Origin of the sequence: Acinetobacter haemolyticus (assembly GCF_900406815.1) — a bacterium.
Classification (GTDB): domain Bacteria; phylum Pseudomonadota; class Gammaproteobacteria; order Pseudomonadales; family Moraxellaceae; genus Acinetobacter; species Acinetobacter haemolyticus_A.
Window position 1 is genome coordinate 61,088 of sequence record NZ_OVCN01000017.1, and the last position, 19,602, is coordinate 80,689.

Consider the following 19,602-nt stretch of genomic DNA (forward strand, 5'->3'; position numbering starts at 1 on the left):
GTTTTATAGACTACGTGCGATCACTAAACGTTGAATATCGCTGGTACCTTCATAAATCTGACAAATTCGTGCATCACGATAAATTCGCTCGATTGGAAAATCTTTCAGATAACCATAACCACCAAAGACCTGCAACGCACTCGAACAGACCCGCTCTGACATTTCAGAAGCAAATAATTTCGCCATCGATGCTTCATTTAAACAAGGTTGGCCCGCTTCTTTGAGACGTGCGGCATAATGCACCAGTTGTCGTGCAGCTTCGATTTCAGTTGCCATACTGGCAAGACGGAAGGCAATCGCTTGATGCTCGAAAATTGGTTTACCAAATGTCAGACGTTCTTTGGCATAGTGTGTGGCTTCTTCGAGCGCCGCACGTGCCAAACCCACTGCTTGTGCTGCAATCCCAATACGACCACCTTCTAAATTGGCAAGTGCAATTTTTAGCCCCTCGCCTTCTTTACCCAACATCAAACTTTTATGCACACGCACATCGGTCAAAGCAATTTGACAAGTATCCGATGCATGTAAACCTAATTTTTCTTCAACACGAATGACCTCATACCCCGGTGTATCACGTGGCACGAGGAAAGCACTCATGCCCTTTTTACCCGCGCTTGGATCAGTCACGGCAAAGACGATAATCATCCCTGCATTATGGCCAGAAGTAATAAATTGCTTTGCACCATTCAGAATATAGTCGTCCCCATCTTTAACCGCACGAGTTTTGATGGCTGCGGCATCCGAACCGGTATGAGGTTCGGTTAAAGCAAATGCCCCGATCATTTCGCCTTGCGCTAAGGGCTTTAAAAAGCGTTCCTTTTGCTCGTCATTACCAAATTTTAAAACCGGTACACAGCCTACCGAGTTATGCACGCTCATAATGGTTGAGGTCGCACCATCTGCTGCTGCGACTTCTTCGAGTGCCAAGACATAGGCCAAATTACCCGTGTCAGAACCACCCCATTGCTCTGGGACTAACATCCCCATAAAACCAAGCTGTCCCATCTGCGCCAAGGCAGCTTTGGGAAAGGTGCCATCTCGATCCCAATCACTGGCATTCGGTTTGATTTGTTCTTGGGCGAAGCTTTTCGCCATATCACGAATTAACAATTGTTCTTCGGTAAATTGCATCGTTATTTCCCTTAGCCTGCTTTTGCTTGTTGTTTCGCAATTTCCTGATTACGCAATAAAAAACGTTGGATTTTACCACTCGGCGTCTTCGGCAACTCGGTGACAAATTCCACTAGACGTGGATATGCATGCGCAGAAAGACGTTTTTTCACAAACTGGCTCAGTTCTTCAATCAATGTATTCGAAGGCTGTGCTCCTGCCGCTAAAATCACAAAGGCTTTAACCAGTTCGGTACGATCAGGATCAGGCACACCAATCACCGCGGCTTCAATCACCGCATCATGTTCAAGCAATGCGCTTTCAACATCGAATGGACCGATACGATAGCCTGATGTGGTGATCACATCATCGCTACGCCCCACAAAACTCATACTGCCATCGCTATGTAACTCAGCCGTGTCTCCTGTTAAATAATAATGACCAACAAAAGGTGATTTACGGCTTTCTTTATAACCTCCAAACCACATCATTGGCGATTGACTAATATCTACCGCCAAAATTCCTGCGGTGTCGGACGGAAGTTCTTCGCCTTGTTCATTGACTACGGCAACACGATAACCTGGACTTGGAAAACCTGCTGTCCCTGCACGTATTTCATGGCTTAAACCGTGATGGTTACACACCACCATACCCACTTCCGTTTGCCCATAATGATCATAAATCGGTGCATCTAAAACTTGTTTAAACCAGCGAATCACCTCAGGATTCAGTGGCTCACCAGCACTACTGACCACACGGAATTGTCCTTTTAACGGCGTCATTTGTGCTGGATCAGCCGCCATCATCATACGATAGGCGGTTGGTGCACCTGCCAAGTTGGTGATTTGATAATCCTTGACGATTTGACACAGGCTGTCGGTGCTAAAAGCACCTTCATAAAACAAAGTCGCATGACCCAAGAATAACGGTCCAGTAATCGCATAGTACAAACCATACGCCCAACCCGGATCAGCGATATTCCAAAAGGCATCATCTTCAGTTAAGCCAATCGCATCTTGCATATAGCGACCAAATGCAATCAAGGCTTTTAGTGGCACTTCGAGCGGTTTGGCAGGCCCAGTTGTGCCTGAAGTAAACATCAATAAGAATGGATCATTCAAATTACGCATCACCAATTCACATTGATCAGACTGCTGATTTAACTCCTGCCAAAAATTAAAATCACTTGCTTTCAGCGCTGTGCCTTCTGTATCAGCAACGGTCACGATGGCTGGACATTGTTCAACTTCATCGAGCTTGCTGCGATTGCCTACATCCGTCACGACTAACTTACTTTGCGCAAGTTGAATGCGATGCTCAATCGCTTTCGGCCCAAAAGCAGTAAACAATGGTTGATATACGGCTCCAATTCGCCATGCGGCTAAAATCGTCACGATCAGTTCAGGCGTTCGTGGTAATAAACCCGAAATACGATCGCCTGCCTGTACACCTTGTGATTTTAGAAAATTGGCAAATTGACTGGACCACTGTTTGAATTGCGCAAAGCTATATTGTTGCTTACGCCCATCCTTGCCTTGCCAGTACAAAGCAACTTTTTCACCGTCTACATGTCGGTCACAACACTCAAAGCATGCATTGAGTGCATCTACCGAACCTGACAACATGTGTTGAGCCGTATTTTCAAAATCAAATGTTTGTGCCACATCTTTATAATTCAACATCTCTATTCCCTCAGTCTGGATTTGTAGTTATTCACGACAGAGTTTCATGATTCAAAGCCATCCTATGGCTTCGTGCTTATAGCTTGGTACTTAGACTTCTTCTGGAAGGTACTGCTGGATAATGCTGGAGAAATCCAAATGCGCATTTCCACGCATACACATCTGCTGATACATCTGCTGCACCATACCACCTAACAAAATAGGCTGTTTGACCTGACCTGCCGCTTCGACTGCCAGACCTAAATCTTTGAGCATCAGTTGTGTCGCAAAACCATCTTGGTAGCCACGAGAAGCAGGTGCATTTTCATTGATATGTGGCCACGGGTTACAGATCTCTGAACTCCAGCAACGACCACTTGAGGTGTTCACCACACCTGCCAATGCTTGCGGATCAATCCCCAATTTGGCACCCAATGCCATACCCTCTGCCACAGCAGCCATTGAGATTCCAAGGATTAAGTTATTGCAAATCTTGGCAATTTGCCCCGCACCGACCTCGCCACAATGGATGACATTTTTACCCATATGGCTGAGCACAGGTTTGACTTCCTCAAAAGTCTGATCATTAGCACCCACCATAAAAGTTAGGGTGCCCGCTTGCGCACCAATAGTGCCACCCGACACAGGCGCATCACAGATGTGAATATTTTTACTTTGTGCAAGCGCGGCGATATCTTTGATGGTCTGTGGATCAATGGTACTGCTATCAATACATAAAGCCCCTGCTTTCAAGACTTCCAATACGCCCGCTTCACCGAGATAAACCTCTTTGACATGTTTGGCTGCTGGTAACATGGTGATCACCACATCCGCTTGTTGAGCAGCTGCTTGAGGACTGTCGCAGACCACTCCACCTGCTTCAGCAAAGTGCTGATTGGCCACGTCACTGAGATCATAACCATAGACTGTAAGTCCTGCTTTGAGCAGGTTATGGGCCATTCTGCCGCCCATATTTCCAAGACCGATAAAGGCGATATTCATCCCTGATTCTCCCTTAACGTAAACTAATGGTGGTATTTACACCGCCAACTTCATGGCTATCTTCAAACCAACGACTGGTAATGGTTTTGGTCTGCGTATAAAACTGTACCGCTTGCTTACCATAAGGGCCTAAATCACCCAGTTTTGAACCACGCGAACCTGTAAAGCTAAAGAATGGCACAGGCACAGGAATTGGAATATTGATCCCAACTTGACCGATATCAATCAAGTTTTGGAAGTTACGTGCTGTCGCACCAGTTTGAGTGAATAGCCCAACACCGTTACCAAATGGATTGGCATTGATCAGCTCAATCGCTTCTTCTAAAGTATCTACAGAAATAATCGCCAAAACTGGGCCAAAGATTTCTTCTTTATAGATGCGCATGTCTGTGGTTACGCCATTAAAAATGGTCGCACCAACAAAGTTACCTGACTCATAACCTTTAACTTGTACATCACGGCCATCGAGTAATAGCTCTGCACCTTGCTCGACACCGCTATTAATCAAATCAATCACGCGTGCTTTGGCACGTTGAGAAATCACAGGTCCGATATCTGTATTCGGTTCATGTCCTGCATTGACTTTTAAGGTCTTGGCTTTTTCCACCAACTCCTGAACCCATTGCTTGCTTTCACCTACCATCACAGCAACTGAAAGCGCCATACAACGCTGTCCTGCTGCACCGAAAGCCGCACCGACCAAAGCATTGAGGGTTTGTTCTTTGTTGGCATCAGGCATCACCACCACATGGTTTTTCGCACCCATCATCGACTGCACACGTTTGCCATGTTGGCCTGCGAGGTTATACACATGGGTACCCACTGCAGTTGAACCAACAAATGAAATCGCTTTGATGTGGTGATGTGTACACAGACGATCCACCACTTCTTTACCCCCATGAACCACGTTCAGCACACCAGCAGGCACACCCGCTTGAATCGCAAGTTCAACCAACATCATCGTGGTCAAAGGATCTTGTTCAGATGGTTTGAGTACAAAGGTATTGCCACAAACAATCGCCATCGGGAACATCCACAATGGAATCATGGCAGGGAAATTAAACGGGGTAATGCCCGCACAAACACCTAACGGCTGTTGCAAAGTATAGGTATCAACACCTCGTGCTACGCCTTCGATGTACTCGCCCATTTGCAAAGTACCGACAGAACAAGCGTGCTCAACCACTTCTAAGCCACGTTGGATATCGCCTTCTGCATCTGCTAAGGTTTTGCCTTGCTCAGCGGTCAACACTTTTGCGATCTCTTTCATGTTGGTACGGATTAAGTCTTGTAGCTTCAACATAATCCGCATACGTGCCTGAATCGGCGTTTGACGCCAAGTGGCAAAAGCATCTTGTGCAGCTTGAATCGCAGCATCAACTTCTTGAACCGTTGCAAAAGGCACGCGACCAATCACTTCCTGCGTCGCAGGATTGACAATATCTTGCCATTGCTGGGTATCAGACTCGATAAACTGTCCATTGATCAATAACTTGGCTGTTTCCAGCTCGATTTTCTGGATTGTATTCATAACCTCTCCATAGGCCCTATTTTTATTGTGTTCAGATGTTTGAAAATAGCGATTCGTCGTATTTTCTTTTTTTAACCTTTGGTTGAGACTAGCAAAGAAAACTTTGACCACCAACGCAAATTAATGCACGATTGGTGTGCAAATATGCACAAAGGACACAATAACAATGAAAGTGGATTGGGATCATCTACAATTCTTTCTGGTTCTGGCGCGAACCAAAACCTTAACCAGTGCGGCACGCATTATTGGTGTCGAGCACAGTACGGTTGCTCGACGGATTCAGGCATTGGAGCTGGCTTTAGGGACGACTTTATTCAAGCGTGAAGCATCAGGTTATGAACTAACGATGGAAGGATTAGCACTTGTTCCTCAGGTTGAGCAAATGGAACAGGCCTTTCTTCAGATTGAGAAACCGCATCAACCTTTGCAAGGTCGTGTGCGAATTGGCACACCTGAAGGATTTGGTACGGCATTTCTTGCACGACTGCTAGCCGAGTTTTCGATTCGATATCCGCTGCTCACCATTGACCTGATTCCTGTGCCGAAAATGATTAAGCTCTCCCATCGTGAAGCCGATATTGTGGTATCGATCGAACGTCCCACATCTGGTCCTTATATCATCACGCGCTTGTCTGATTATTGTTTAAAAATTTACGGCAGTAAAAATTATCTAGCCGACAACCCACCGATTCGTCGCCTAGAAGACTTAACCCAACATCGTTTTGTCAATTATATTGATGATTTGGTCTATAGCCCTGAGCTATATTGTCTAGAACGCTTACCCTTAAAACTCACTGCAAATTTTCGCAGTAGTAGCATTTTGGCACAGCAGATTGCGGTCAGTGCTGGCGCTGGGCTAGCCATATTACCCAAGTTTTTGGCAGATGATAAACCTGAGCTTGAAACCGTGTTAGCTGAACAAGTTCGTTTCAACCATACCTTTTGGATGCTGACATTCGTTGATTTACAACATGAACCACGGATTAAACTGGTTTGGGATTACTTACGCAAACAAGCCGATCAATACCAACATTTGCTGATTGATTAACGATTCAAATAGCAGATATAAAAAGAGCCAGTCTCTTAGACTAGCTCTCAAAATGTAGAACTTGAGACTGTTTTATACCAATTCTCGTTGAAGTTTGCGTAATCGTGGTTTGTACACCAGCTGATATGTTGCAGCCAGAATCAACAACCACAATGGGCTTACATACAATGCTTTCAAGGTATCAGGTTCAAGTGCCAAGATCACCAAGGCAAATAGCAAGAAGAGAATCACCAGATAGGACATCCAAACGCCACCCGGCATTTTAAAATTCGACTGCATATGTAATTCAGGGCGCAATTTACGGTAGCGGATATAGCACACCATAATCAGGCTCCATACACTGATGAATAAAATCACGCACAGTGCACTCGCCAAGGTAAATGCTTCTAGCGTATTCGGTACGAAATACTGGAGTACTGCACCACCCATAATAAAAACGCAGGAAAAAAACAGTCCATTGGCAGGTACAGCTTTCTTCGATAAACGTCCTAATGCCGCAGGTGCTTGACCATCCTTAGATAAACCAAACAACATTCGGCTGGTCGAAAACACGCCACTGTTCATGGATGACATCACCGACGACAACACCACCAAATTCATAATAATTGCAGAGGTGACAATTCCTGCATTCAAGAATAATTCCACGAATGGGCTTTTATCCGCACGAATACTATCCCACGGCGTAACAGCCATCACCACCAATAAGGCCAATACATAGAACAAAATGATTCGAATCGGAATCGCATTAATGGCTTTTGGAAGATTTTTATGCGGATCTTTGGTTTCAGCTGCTGTGGTTCCCACTAACTCTACCCCGACAAAGGCAAAAACAGCAATTTGGAAACCTGCCAAGAAACCATCCAAACCTTTAGGGAACATGCCTCCATGCGACCAAACATTACTGAGCGATGCCACCGCACCTTCAGGCGCTTGGAAGTGACTAAAAATCATATAGCCGCCCACACCGATCAAGGCAATGATCGCTAGAATCTTAATCAAGGCAAACCAAAACTCAATCTCGCCAAATAAACGTACCGTCAGCAAATTAAGTCCCAGTACAAACAGCACACAACCAGCACTAATCAAGGCTTGTCCCATCGGCGTAAATGACACACCTTCGGGTAACCAGAAACCAAGATAGTTAATGACTGCCGCTAAATCCGCAATTCCGACCAGCACCCAACCCAGCCAATAGGTCCAGCCGATATAGTACCCTGCCCATGGTCCGATCAAATCATGTGCCATATCCACAAAAGACTTATATTGTAAATTGGCAAGCAACAACTCACCCAGTGCCCGCATCAAAAAGAAAAACATGATCCCGATGATCATGTAAATAAACAGAATCGAGGGTCCCGCCAAGGAAATGGTTTTGCCTGAGCCCATAAACAAGCCTGTGCCAATCGCACCACCAATGGCGATCAGTTGTAAATGGCGATTGGAAAGCTTGCGTTGTAAATCATTTGGCGCGTGTTGATCATTTGGATGCTGTTGCATAACCGTCATAAAAAAGTTCCCTTTTTCTTATTCGTGTATGCGCCAGCCTTTTTATTTTGTTGCGAAAATTCGCTCTCTTTTAAAATGGCGGACGCATATTCATTGCAAGAAAATACGCATCTGCTGCTGTTTTATCTACAACAAATACGTTACTTTTCATCTTTTTTTATATTATTTAAGCAAAACGATCTCTGTTTGCTTTATTTTTGTGCTGCAATCACTGCAATCTCGATTAACCAATTTGGATTGACCAAATCCGCTTGAATCGTGGCACGAGAAGGTGCAACACAACCTTTTAACCAATCGACATAGATCGCATTGACTGTCGGGAAATCTGAGAGATCTTTTAGAAACAGTTGAACAGACAATAGACGTGATTTATCGGTATTTGCCGAATCGAGAAGCTGCTCAATCGTTGCGAGAATATCTCGAGTCTGCCCTTCAATATCTAAGTCTGGATTTTTAGGGACTTGTCCTGATAAATACACCACTTTGTTGAAAACAGTGACTGCACTCATCACTTCGGTCGAGTTGATTTTCTGAATATCAGAATGAGACATGATGACTTCCTTCGCCTTGTTAGATATTAGTCTTGATTGATAAATTTGACACGTGCGGTCACCCCACACATCAGTTCATAACCGACTGTGCCTGAGGCTGCTGCAACATCATCAATGGGTAAAATACTTCCTGTTGTTGAGGTTCCCCAAAGCACAACTTCACTACCAATTTCAGCATTCGGTACGGGAGCCAAATCCACTGCCAACATATCCATACTGACTCGCCCAATGGTACGGGTACGTATACCATTAACTAAAATAGGCGTACCTGTCGGGGAAATACGCTGATAACCATCTGCATAACCACAAGCAACGATACCGATGCTCATGTCATGCTCAGCGACAAAACTCGAGCCATACCCCACACTTTCATTGGTTTTTAGCTGCTGGATTGCGATCAGTTCACTACGCAAACTCATGGTTGGCGCAAGTCCCCAATCTTGGATACTGTGCTGAGGGAAATCAGGCGAGCTGCCATAGAGCATGATGCCGCCACGGACATAATCGGAGTGGAGTTGTGTCGGGTATCGAAGGATGGCAGCACTATTACTGAGCGATCTCTCACCGGGTAAATCTTGAATATGCGTCTCGAATTCTGTCAGTTGATAGTCCACGCCAGCTTGGCCAAAACGCTCCCCATCCGCATCAGAAAAATGCATCATATGAGTGATTTTTGTGACGTTATTAAGACGCTGAAGATGTCGCCACACTTGGCGATATTGCTGTGGTTTGAACCCTAAACGGTTCATGCCATTGTTCATTTTGAGGAAAATATCAAACTGGGCAGGATAGATATGCTGTTGTAACCATTCAACTTGATGCTCACTATGCACCGTGAAACTGAGTTGGTATTGAGCACAATCAAATAAATCTTGGGGTGAAAAAATCCCTTCCAGCAACAGGATTGGACCTGTCCAGCCTAATGCACGCAGACGTTTAGCTTCCTCAATATCAAGTAAAGCAAAACCATCTGCTATTTTAAAAGCATCATAGACACGTTCGATTCCATGTCCATAGGCATTGGCTTTGACCACCGCAAAAACCTTGCTATCTGGAACAGAAGTTCTCACGACCTCAAGATTTTGGCGTAAAGCCTGAGTATGAATAACCGCAGTAATTGGGCGAGGCATAATCAACTTCCTTGTAAATGTAAATTATGCCGCGTGTGAATAACGCTGAATCGATAAACCATCGGTACTTATTTCAGTATGATGATTCATCACCAGATCACTGATTAATTTGCCTGAACCGCAAGCCATGGTCCAACCTAAAGTACCGTGACCTGTATTTAAAAACAGATTCTTGTATTTGGTTGCGCCAATAATCGGTGTGCTGTCTGGTGTCATTGGACGTAAACCTGTCCAGAATGAAGCTTGTTGTAAATCACCACCTGGGAATAAATCTTGGGTGACCATTTCCAAAGTTGCACGGCGATCATCATTTAAGCCCAAATTAAAGCCGCTTAATTCCGCCATACCCCCGACACGGATACGTTGATCAAAACGTGTAATCGCAACCTTGTAAGTCTCATCTAAAACTGTCGATTGCGGTGCAAATTTTGGTTCAACAATTGGAATCGTCAATGAATAGCCTTTCACAGGATAAACAGGAAGATTCAATTGCAATGGTCTTAGGAAGTCGCGCGAATAACTACCAAAGGCAAGCACGAAACGGTCAGCTGTTAAAACCACACCATTGACCAACACACCTTTGATTTCATCACCCTCAACTATCAATTGCTCAACGTTTTGATCGAATTTAAATTCAACGCCTAGCTCTTGCGCCACTTTTGCCAAGGCATTGGTGAATAAATAACAGTCACCCGTTTCATCATTTGGCAAATGCAAACCGCCTACTAATTTATCGGTGTGTGCTAACGCAGGTTCAACGCTACCGAGTTCTTCTGCATTGAGTAAATTAAAATCGACACCACATTCTTTCAGGACCTGGATGTCTCGTTGCACTGCTTCAAGTTGTGCATCATTACGAAATACTTGTAAGGTACCTTTGGAACGATTTTCGTAGTTGATACCTGTTTCGCTTCTCAGTTGACGCAAACAATCACGGCTGTATTCAGCCACACGCATCATGCGCTCTTTGTTGACTGCATAACTTTGTGGATTACAGTTTTTCAGCATTTGTGCCATCCACTGTAACTGCCACATACTGCCATCGATATTAATGGCAAGCGGTGCATGATGTTGAAACATCCATTTTACAGCTTTAAACGGAATACCCGGTGCTGCCCATGGGGTTGAATATCCTGGCGAGATTTGTCCTGCATTACCAAAGCTGGTTTCTTTTGCTGGACCAGACTGACGATCAAGCACAGTCACTTGGGCACCTTGTTGCGCAAGATAGTAAGCACTTGCTACACCAATCACACCACTTCCTAAAACGATAACGCGCATAATAGGTCCCTCTCGCCCACTAGTTTATTTAACTAGTATATTTTTGCTTCAATAGTTTTTTTGACTGTTTTTATAGGTATAATCTAGGTAATTTAATCTATTTGTCGCGGAAAAATTAAAATAAAAGGAAATAATCTATGCGTAAATTAGACCGGATTGATCGCTTGATTTTAGATATTTTGCAACGTGAAGGACGGATTGCGATTAGTGAGTTAGCTTCGCGCGTCAATTTGTCTACCACGCCCTGTTCTGAGCGTGTAAAACGATTAGAACGTGAAGGCATCATCATGGGCTATTATGCTCGGCTCAATCCCGCCCATGTCGATCGTAGCTTACTCGTCTTTTTAGAAATTAAACTCTCTGCCAAATCAGGCGATGTGTTTGATCAAGTCGCACGCGATTTGGTTGATATTCCAGAAGTGCTCGAGTGCCATCTTATCTCTGGTGAATTTGATTATCTGGTCAAAGCAAGACTCAAAGAAATGAGTGCCTATCGCCGATTATTGGGTGATTTATTAAAAAAACTACCTGCTTCCGCATCCTCGCATAGTTATGTGGTTATGGAAGAGGTCAAAGAAAGTTTCTATTTGGATGTAAGCAAGTAAAGACCGTCGCAATAAACGATCTTTACCGCAACCATCACCGTATTAAAAGTATTTTAAAATCGTAATCTGCTTATTCTGATGTTTAAACTGTGAAAACCCTTGCACCACTGGATAAAGCGCAAAAGACATTCCAACCGTGATCAGCCATAACATCCACACATGATCGACTGAAAGATAGTCCCCCTGATTCACGCCCCAAATACTGACCGCAATCACATAGACCAACTTCAACACATATAAATGTAATAGATAGAAGAACATGGGTACCGAACCAAATACGACCAATGGTTTAAACCACTTTTGTTGTTGCCAGCGATCAAATACCACAAGCAAAATTAGTCCCACGCCTACATTCCATAGAATAAATAATAATGACGGCGGATATTTGGTGAGATTAAAGAAACTCATCAGACTCAATTGTGCAGTATCAAAATGTAGCCAGGGTTGATCACCATAAACATTGATCAGGCGTAACAACATGAACAAGCCTATACTGATTAAGCCCATACCCAATAAATACTGATTTCGCCGTTGAGCCGTATATTGCTGACCAAACAAATGTCCCACAGCATATCCCAGTAAAATTATGCCAATCCAAGGCAAAACAGGATATGACGTGCGAATCTTCATATCCGCAAACTCAATCCAACCACGCTCATGTAACACCAGCCAAAGAGTTTGAAAGATTGAACCTTCAGCAAAATGAACAGAATCCAGTAGGTTATGTCCAAAGATAATCACAAATGCGCTCAATAACATGATCGGTAATGGCAAGCTGATACAAGCAGCCAAGACCACCATGCTGATCCCAATCGCCCAAATGACTTGTAAATAAATCACATCAGGTGGAAAGGTCGCAGTCCATGCAAAGTTAACCAAGGTCAGCTCAAGGACGATCAAAAATAAGCCACGTTTCAATAAAAATGCCCGTGTCTCATACAAGCTTTGTGTTTTGGAATAAAACAGAAAAGCGGAGATGCCCGTCAATAATACAAAAATAGGTGCACAAAGATGAGCCAACGCACGGCTAGCAAATAAAGCAGGTTCAGTCGCTGACACATCCATAGGATCAGGGACTTGTTTATGCATATAAAAAGTTTCTCTGACATGATCAAGCAACATAATTAAAATCACTAAACCACGTAAGGCGTCAATCGACTGTAACCGCTGTCGCGTTTTTTCTGAGGGCAGCATAAAAAAAGATTTAAAAATTGATGTAATGTTATACTATTACAAAATCATTTTTTTGTCTTTCTTTGGTTGATGATTTATGCAACGTACACTTGGATTTTGGTCTTGCTTGGGGTTTAGTTTTTTCTCAACAATCACATGGGCAGAAGATCGTACCGCAGTCCTTGAAACCATTCGTATTCAAGCAGATACAACCCAACAGGATCTGCAGCAAAATAGCAGCGGAACCAAATTCTCCCACGATGTCCTCGACATCCCCTTTAACCGTTCATTTATTTCTCAACAAGTGCTCGAACAACAAGATGTGCAACGCATAGACGATGCCTTGACCTTGGTCAGCGGTGTATTTCATCAAAATAATTATGGCGGTGGGTTTTGGGATAATTACTCCTTTCGAGGTTTTAGTAGTGATCCAAATCTGGGGGCTGCAACCATTCGCAATGGTTTAAGTGTCAATCGCGGCGTAAGTGCTCCCAAAGATATGGTCAATATCGAGTCATTGGATTTTCTCAAAGGACCGATGGCAGCACTCTATGGTCGTGGAGAAACAGGTGGACTACTCAATATCAACAGTAAGAAACCTGAGTGGGAAAGCCAAAGCCAGATCAACCTTCGCGCCAATAGCCAAGAACAATATCGCATTAGCCTTGAACATACGGCGCCCATCAATGATGTGCTTGCTTATCGTTTTGCCGTCGCCCATGAAGACAATCAAAGTTTTCGTGATCATGTTAGTAGTGAACGTTGGTTCTTCTCTCCTCAACTCACATGGAAAATCTCAGACCAGACCCAACTCGATTTTGACAGCGAATTTACCCAACATTTAGGTACATTTGATCGCGGAGTAAGTACTGTTCAGAAACAGTTTGTGATGAATCCTAAAACCTTCACGGGTGAACCACGTGATGGTGATATGCGGGTAAAAGACCATTTTTATCAATTGCGTTTAAGCCATGAATTTAATGATGCTTGGAAGCTGAACAGTGCGCTCAGTTATAAAGATGCGCAAATGGTTGGATTCTCCACCGAACCGCGACGTGTACAAGCCGATGGACGCACTTTGGAGCGCCAACGTCGCTATCGTGATTATCAAAGCGAAGATGTGCTGGCACAAACCGAATTACTTGGAGAATTAGACACATCATGGGCACGTCATGAAGTCGTTGTTTCCACAGAATTGGGACAATTGGATTACCGCCAATATCAATTACGTCGTAATCATAGTGCGGATCACCCAAATACCATTGATATTTATCAGCCTCACTATGGGCAATCTCTGCCAAGTCTTGCGACCTTTACCAATACCGATGAGCGACAACGCTATTTCGCCATTAATCTACAAGATCAGATGTTTTTTAATGATCAATGGAGCATCTTGCTGGGTACGCGCTTTGATCGAGTCGAACAAAACTTTGAAAATCACCTAAAACAAACTCAGCATAAGCAAAACCTTAACCAAGCCAGCCCACGTCTTGGTGTCAATTTCAAAGCATCAGATCACTGGTCATTCTATAGTAACTATGGTCGTTCATTTGCGATGAACAGTGGTATGGACCGCAATGGTGAGAACTTTGCCCCAGAAAAAGGTCAAAGCTATGAAATTGGAAGTAAATATCGAATCAATGACCACAGCCTGCTGAGTGTTGCCTTATTTAAAATGCAAAAGCAGAACGTGCTAACCACAGATCCAATCGACAATGGTTTTCAAACTGCTGCAGGTGAAGTCAGCAGTCAAGGTGTTGAACTGGACTTCAACAGCCAATTCACAGATCGCTGGTCACTCAATGCCAACTATAGCTATACCGATGCCAAAATCGAGAAAGACCAAGATCTGGTCAAAGGCGCACGCTTGAGCAATATTCCTAAACACCAAGCTTCAATCAGTACCAACTATGAGTTTTTACAACAAGCTGCAGTGAAAGCAGGTGTCGGTGCCAACCTGAGCTATGTTGGTGAGCGTAGTGGTCATAATCTAGATAATGGATTTAATTTACCGAGCTATACCTTGGTCAATTTAAATGCCTATTACGCCCCATCAGATCGCCAGCGTTATCAGTTCAATCTGAACAATCTATTTGATAAGACCTATTATGTTTCGAGTTATAGTGATGTATGGGTTCAACCGGGTGAACCTTTGAATGCCTCAATATCAGCACAATTCAAATTTTAATCGATATGGCTCAGCCCACTGAGGGCTGAGTCACATTTTATCCATGCTTATTCATCTTCGTCATAGATATAGCTCATACAACCCCAACCGTCGTACTCACCTGAAAATTCTTGTGCGATACGTACCATCCACTCTTCTAGATCAGCAATATCTTCATATTCCAGCATCATATTGACGTGTACATTTAACACCCACATATCGGAACCATCTGAATGTAGCTCTTCTTGATAGAGGGAGATTTTTTGTTCTTGGTGTAAAAGATGTAGAGCACATTTTTCAACCTGTTCTTGTTTTTCAAACACGATTGAAAATTCAACCTCATGCGGCTCACTTAGGTCATTCCCATCTTCAACCATTTGCCACAGTACATTGCCATTATCATCATCTGGAAATTGGTCATAATCGCGTGTCATAAGAATATCCTTTGTTATGTTCTCTAGTTAATGTTTGGCTATAGATTAACCTATTTTTATGTCAGTTTTTAGACGCGTTAATATAATAATTGTAGCGAGCGCTCCCGCTAAATGATCCCCATAAATTAGTTTATCTGGAGATCATATTCGATTGATAACACCACTTGATCTAAGCATCGGATACCGTTTTCAAAAATAGGTTCGGGATAGTTTTGAAAGACATTGCGCTCGATATGGGACATACGAAAACCACATTTTTGATACAGCGCCAATTGATCAAGGCTAGAGTTGCCCGTTTTTATCCATAAAGTTTGAATGCTAGACTGCTGCAAAGCGCCAACCACATACAAAATCAATGTCTTGGCTAAACCTTGTCCCTGCTGACTTGGATCAACCGAAAGATTTTTTATTTCGGCTTGATCCACATTCTGAATCAAACAAAGCTGAGCAATAATTTGATCTTGCTCATTTATCATCACAAAAATATCCGCCTGTAACAGATAAGTCGAGATCACAGCCCAATCCGGATCTGCTGCGAACAAAAGTGGCTTAAGTTGTGCTTGTTGTAGTTCTGTCAACTCAAGCCATGTACGATGCTGGACTGGATACATGATTGCTCCTTTTGGCGAAGGCCTAGAATCTTACCTCAGCGTGAATTTCTATGTTTTGCTGATGAAAAGGATGCTGAAAAGCCAGATACGCTGCATGGAGTGCCATTCGTTTCAAATGGAATTTAGCAGGTTCGGGATGATACAATTTATCCCCCATAATCGGGTGACCAATATGCATCATGTGAACGCGTAGCTGATGTGAGCGTCCTGTCACTGGCTCTAAACGAACGCGGCTCTGATCCGTTTCTGCATCGTAATGCAACGATTGGTATAGGGTCTTCGCTGGTTTGCCCAATTCAAAATGAACCATCTGACGCGGGCGATTCTCCCAATCGGTAATCAGTGGCACCTCGACACTGCCCTCAGCTTGAATCTTTCCCTGTACTAATGCCTCATAATATTTTTTGACTGTCCGTGCCTGAAACATTTTGCTGACTGCCACTTCCGCATCACGATGTTTGGCAAACATCAGTAAACCTGATGTTGCCATATCCAAACGATGCGTCACTTTGGCAAATGGATATTTGTCTAACACACGTAAATAAGCACTATCTTGATGCTCTGGTAAGCGCCCCATAACCGACAACAAACCCGCTGGTTTATTTACCACAACCAAATCATCATCTTCATAAAGGATGTCTAAAGGTTGCTGCGGTGGTGTATAAATAAAATTGTCGTTGAGCGCCATGCAGATCAAAATAGTCGAAGAGAAAATCAGCGCAAATCATAAAGAAATTTAGACAATACCGCAAAAGCATTTCTTCTACCAAATAAACAAAGATCTGGTTGAGGTTTCACGTGAAACCACAGCTTATTCAACTGAATTTAAATTGATTTAATTAGGTCAAAACCTGTAGTTCAGGCTGATCATCCAATTTGAAAAAAGGCAATAACAATGCCTCCATATTATAAAACCCTTTCGGTTTATCTTTTAGATTTTCGATGGCAAATAAAATACCGTTGCCAAAAGCTTCACGGGTGATGGATTCGTGTTTTAGTCGCACCGTTTGAAATGGAAAACCAAATAAGATTTCATGTACCCCGACAATCCCGCCTGCCCGTACAGATTTAATGCTTTCTTCAGGCAGATCAAGCTCTCGGGTAATAACTTTGGCCGTCCCTGAAACCTCAGGTTTCGCCTTAAAATGTTCTTCAATCACATCAATATCTGTGTCGGGTGCAATATTTTTCAAAATCTTTGCTGCAAGAATGACAAAATTGATCCCAAGGGTAATATTAGGTGAATGTAGGACACAGGTTTGCATCGCAAGCCGTTTAAGCTGGTGAATCCTTTTTTCAGGATATTGAGACACCGCACTGATAATCGTGATACCGCGTCTCGCTGCTTCCTCAGCATAGTAGTCCAATCCATTTTCCGAGGAAAAATCCACAATAATATCAACTGGATAATGATCTAAAAGTGCAACTATAGAAAATTCATCTTTTGAAAAAATATGACTTGGTTCATCTGATTCTATTCCTAAGAGATCAGCAACCGATTGTTGTTCCAACTGTTTTGATTGACGGATAACCCATTGTAAATTGGTCTTTTTCGACTCTAATAATACTGATGCAACTGCACGGCCTGTTTTACCAAAGCCAATAATACCCACTTTCATTTGAATTGTCCTTTCATGCATTTGAGGGCTTCCTAACATCCCCCCAACCGAGATTTATCAGATCACAAGATTCATCTCATAAATTGTGTAAATACCCTCCAAAACACTAAAGTCAGGCTCAAACTAGCAACTCAATTTGACCCTGTCAATCAAGTAAAGCATGTTAAAAGTAAACTTACACAGCATAACCATTTGAAAATTATATATTTATTAAAATGTCACATTATATGTAGTCGATAGAAGATTTAAAGAATCAATAATTTATTTTGAACAAAGACGAAGAAATTAGAATCTGAGGGAAGTTAAGCTTTTTAGTTTTTAGTTTTTAGTTTTTAGTTTTTAGTTTTTAGTTTCAGAATTTTGAGGGTATCAAGGGAAAACATGTTGTTTACTTCAACACCTATGACTTTGTAAGCCATAACCTTTGCCTATAAACTTTTGATCTATAGCGTCCTAAGCCGAATCGAGACCTTTTGGGTTCGTACACACTTGCTTTGTAAGCATCGGTGCATGCTACTCTTTTCGATCCCTTTCACACCCTTGAGACATAGTTTAGGCAGATCGATGTGGGATTGTTTTGCTAAAAACCAAAAGATTTTTTATGTTTTTAGAAACAATTTCTGATCAATGCTTAAATATTGGAAATATTTCCCATAGCTATTAAAAATATCAGATTTATATTCCGATATATTCAAATTTACATGTGTATTTTTTCATTGAGACATTAAAATTATGCCCAAATCACCATAATCGCGGCAACAATCACCAGCCATAAGCCCAAATGATCTGTTCTTGCTAATTTTTCTTTAAAGAAAAATGCCGAGATGAGTAAGCTAAATAAAATCTCAATCTGACCGAGCGTTTTCACAATCGCCACCGTTTGCATACTCATTGCACTGAACCAACCCAATGAAGCAAGGAAACTGCAAACACTGACCTTAAAGGTGAGTCCCAATCGTTGCCACATTTTATATAAGGTCTGACGACTAAAAATACACAGATATATCAACATAATGATGCACTGGAAGCTAATTAAGCTACACAGTACCCACGCCGCGCGATGGAGAAATGGCAGCATGCCGAGTTCTAAACTGGCTTCACGGACTAACAATGAGGTAATCGCAAAACATAACCCACTACCTAAGCCAATCATGAGTGTTTTGATTGAAAGTTCGGTGTGTTGCCGTCCTTTACTCAGTAAAAATACTGCCACTGCGCCAATCGAAACGCCCACCCATCCCCAAGCGGTTAAATGCTCTTGTAAGAACAACACACCAACCAATGCCGCTAAGATTGCTTCACTTTTGGCAAGTCCGACCCCAATGGCATAGTTCTTTTGTTGAAATAATTTGACCATTAAAGCGGTTGCATAGATTTGGCTCACCCCAGCAATCACCACATAGAACCAAAATTTATGGGTGAAGCTGACTTCGCTCGTCACAGGTTGTTGGTTATAGAGAAAAGCCAAATAACTAAAGGCAAAGATTGGTGCAAATAGAAATCTTGCCAGTGTTGTGCCATAGACATCGACGGCGGTACTGAGTTGTTTTTGAAATGCGTTGCGCCATGCCTGCATAAATGCAGCCATCAAGGTAAATAAAATCCAAGTAAAAGTCATAACGGCGAATGCACATTCAAAATATGCATGTAATTTACTCGCTTGAGGATTATTTTTCGAGCTTTGAATTGGATAAATTATTTGCTGGTATAGCTCGCTCTCTTATTTTCACTCACAAAAAAGCCCTATCGAGTGATAGGGCTTTCTTCAAAACAGCGGATAACTGTTTGGTGTCTGCGGCTTAAGCAATCTTACTGTTAAATTGATTGCCAAGGCATTTGGTACACGGAGGTAAACGATCAGTACCAATTTCTAAATAAGTGCGATGTCCGCATTGGACACAAAAATAGAAGCCAGTTCCAGGTCTTTCGCCAGCAGTAACCATCTTTGTTCTCCATAGATTTTAGAAATGGTTCATATACTATAGCGTGATAGTTTTGATTATTTATTGACCTTTCTGACAGACAATCATAGCTTTTTTGCTAAGTAATTAGTTTTTCTATTTGTATCCTATCAGTATCAGTATCAGTATCAGTATCAGTATCAGTATCAGTATCAGTATCAGTATCAGTATCAGTATCAGTATCAGTATCAGTATCAGTATCAGTATCAGTA

At 42.7% G+C, this 19,602-nt stretch carries 18 protein-coding genes; 3 read left to right on the plus strand and 15 right to left on the minus strand.

What is annotated here, in order from left to right; translation table 11 throughout:
* Positions 1 to 3 precede the first annotated feature (3 nt).
* The 4 genes from DK207_RS12540 to DK207_RS12555 form a co-directional block, all read right to left on the minus strand.
* Entirely contained in the window at positions 4 to 1,131 is a 1,128-nt protein-coding gene (locus DK207_RS12540; RefSeq protein WP_109441483.1) for an acyl-CoA dehydrogenase family protein, read from the minus strand.
* 11 nt (positions 1,132 to 1,142) lie between these two features.
* Positions 1,143 to 2,792, minus strand: coding sequence for an AMP-binding protein (locus tag DK207_RS12545; protein ID WP_109441484.1), 1,650 nt, complete (start codon positions 2,790 to 2,792; stop codon positions 1,143 to 1,145).
* Between the two features lie 90 nt (positions 2,793 to 2,882).
* Positions 2,883 to 3,773 (minus strand): 3-hydroxyisobutyrate dehydrogenase, encoded by an 891-nt coding sequence (mmsB, locus tag DK207_RS12550; protein ID WP_109441485.1) that lies wholly within the window; start codon positions 3,771 to 3,773, stop codon positions 2,883 to 2,885.
* A gap of 13 nt (positions 3,774 to 3,786) precedes the next feature.
* On the minus strand, positions 3,787 to 5,304 hold the full coding sequence (locus DK207_RS12555; protein WP_109441486.1) for a CoA-acylating methylmalonate-semialdehyde dehydrogenase: 1,518 nt from the start codon (positions 5,302 to 5,304) through the stop codon (positions 3,787 to 3,789).
* A 166-nt stretch (positions 5,305 to 5,470) separates the two neighbouring features.
* Here DK207_RS12555 and DK207_RS12560 point away from each other — a divergent pair, with 166 nt between their 5' ends.
* The gene (locus DK207_RS12560) at positions 5,471 to 6,352 is read left to right on the plus strand and encodes a LysR family transcriptional regulator (RefSeq protein ID WP_109441487.1); all 882 of its coding nucleotides are present in this window, start codon (positions 5,471 to 5,473) and stop codon (positions 6,350 to 6,352) included.
* A 72-nt stretch (positions 6,353 to 6,424) separates the two neighbouring features.
* On the opposite strand, the gene DK207_RS12565 is transcribed toward DK207_RS12560, so the two are convergent.
* From DK207_RS12565 to DK207_RS12580, 4 genes are all read right to left on the minus strand, one after another.
* Entirely contained in the window at positions 6,425 to 7,849 is a 1,425-nt protein-coding gene (locus DK207_RS12565) for an amino acid permease (RefSeq protein WP_171293686.1), read from the minus strand.
* A gap of 200 nt (positions 7,850 to 8,049) precedes the next feature.
* Positions 8,050 to 8,409 (minus strand): RidA family protein, encoded by a 360-nt coding sequence (locus DK207_RS12570; protein WP_004637434.1) that lies wholly within the window; start codon positions 8,407 to 8,409, stop codon positions 8,050 to 8,052.
* Positions 8,410 to 8,435: 26 nt separating this feature from the next.
* Positions 8,436 to 9,539 carry an alanine racemase gene (gene alr / locus DK207_RS12575; protein WP_109441489.1) on the minus strand — a complete coding sequence of 368 codons (1,104 nt, stop codon included), beginning with the start codon at positions 9,537 to 9,539 and terminating at the stop codon, positions 8,436 to 8,438.
* Positions 9,540 to 9,563: 24 nt separating this feature from the next.
* The gene (locus DK207_RS12580; protein WP_109441490.1) at positions 9,564 to 10,820 is read right to left on the minus strand and encodes a D-amino acid dehydrogenase; all 1,257 of its coding nucleotides are present in this window, start codon (positions 10,818 to 10,820) and stop codon (positions 9,564 to 9,566) included.
* Between the two features lie 137 nt (positions 10,821 to 10,957).
* On the opposite strand from DK207_RS12580, the gene DK207_RS12585 reads away from it, so the two are divergent.
* Positions 10,958 to 11,425 carry an Lrp/AsnC ligand binding domain-containing protein gene (locus tag DK207_RS12585; RefSeq protein WP_109441491.1) on the plus strand — a complete coding sequence of 156 codons (468 nt, stop codon included), beginning with the start codon at positions 10,958 to 10,960 and terminating at the stop codon, positions 11,423 to 11,425.
* A 42-nt stretch (positions 11,426 to 11,467) separates the two neighbouring features.
* Here the strand turns inward: DK207_RS12585 and DK207_RS12590 are convergent, their stop codons facing one another.
* The gene (locus tag DK207_RS12590; protein WP_109441492.1) at positions 11,468 to 12,619 is read right to left on the minus strand and encodes a DUF1624 domain-containing protein; all 1,152 of its coding nucleotides are present in this window, start codon (positions 12,617 to 12,619) and stop codon (positions 11,468 to 11,470) included.
* A 76-nt stretch (positions 12,620 to 12,695) separates the two neighbouring features.
* Here DK207_RS12590 and DK207_RS12595 point away from each other — a divergent pair, with 76 nt between their 5' ends.
* Entirely contained in the window at positions 12,696 to 14,786 is a 2,091-nt protein-coding gene (locus tag DK207_RS12595) for a TonB-dependent siderophore receptor (protein ID WP_109441493.1), read from the plus strand.
* Positions 14,787 to 14,833: 47 nt separating this feature from the next.
* Here DK207_RS12595 and DK207_RS12600 read toward each other — a convergent pair whose 3' ends face one another.
* The 6 genes from DK207_RS12600 to DK207_RS12625 all read right to left on the minus strand — a co-directional run bounded on the left by DK207_RS12600 (position 14,834) and on the right by DK207_RS12625 (position 19,372).
* Complete coding sequence (locus tag DK207_RS12600; RefSeq protein WP_004637429.1) at positions 14,834 to 15,199, minus strand: ribonuclease E inhibitor RraB; 366 nt, start codon at positions 15,197 to 15,199, stop codon at positions 14,834 to 14,836.
* Between the two features lie 125 nt (positions 15,200 to 15,324).
* Positions 15,325 to 15,810, minus strand: coding sequence for a GNAT family N-acetyltransferase (locus tag DK207_RS12605; protein ID WP_109441494.1), 486 nt, complete (start codon positions 15,808 to 15,810; stop codon positions 15,325 to 15,327).
* 22 nt (positions 15,811 to 15,832) lie between these two features.
* Positions 15,833 to 16,498 carry an RluA family pseudouridine synthase gene (locus DK207_RS12610; protein WP_109441495.1) on the minus strand — a complete coding sequence of 222 codons (666 nt, stop codon included), beginning with the start codon at positions 16,496 to 16,498 and terminating at the stop codon, positions 15,833 to 15,835.
* Positions 16,499 to 16,649: 151 nt separating this feature from the next.
* Positions 16,650 to 17,429: a dihydrodipicolinate reductase C-terminal domain-containing protein gene (locus tag DK207_RS12615; RefSeq protein WP_109441499.1), complete on the minus strand. Its 780-nt coding sequence runs from the start codon at positions 17,427 to 17,429 to the stop codon at positions 16,650 to 16,652.
* Positions 17,430 to 18,159: 730 nt separating this feature from the next.
* Positions 18,160 to 19,047 carry a DMT family transporter gene (locus DK207_RS12620; protein ID WP_109441496.1) on the minus strand — a complete coding sequence of 296 codons (888 nt, stop codon included), beginning with the start codon at positions 19,045 to 19,047 and terminating at the stop codon, positions 18,160 to 18,162.
* Between the two features lie 181 nt (positions 19,048 to 19,228).
* Complete coding sequence (locus tag DK207_RS12625; protein WP_109441497.1) at positions 19,229 to 19,372, minus strand: zinc ribbon-containing protein; 144 nt, start codon at positions 19,370 to 19,372, stop codon at positions 19,229 to 19,231.
* Positions 19,373 to 19,602: the final 230 nt, after the last annotated feature.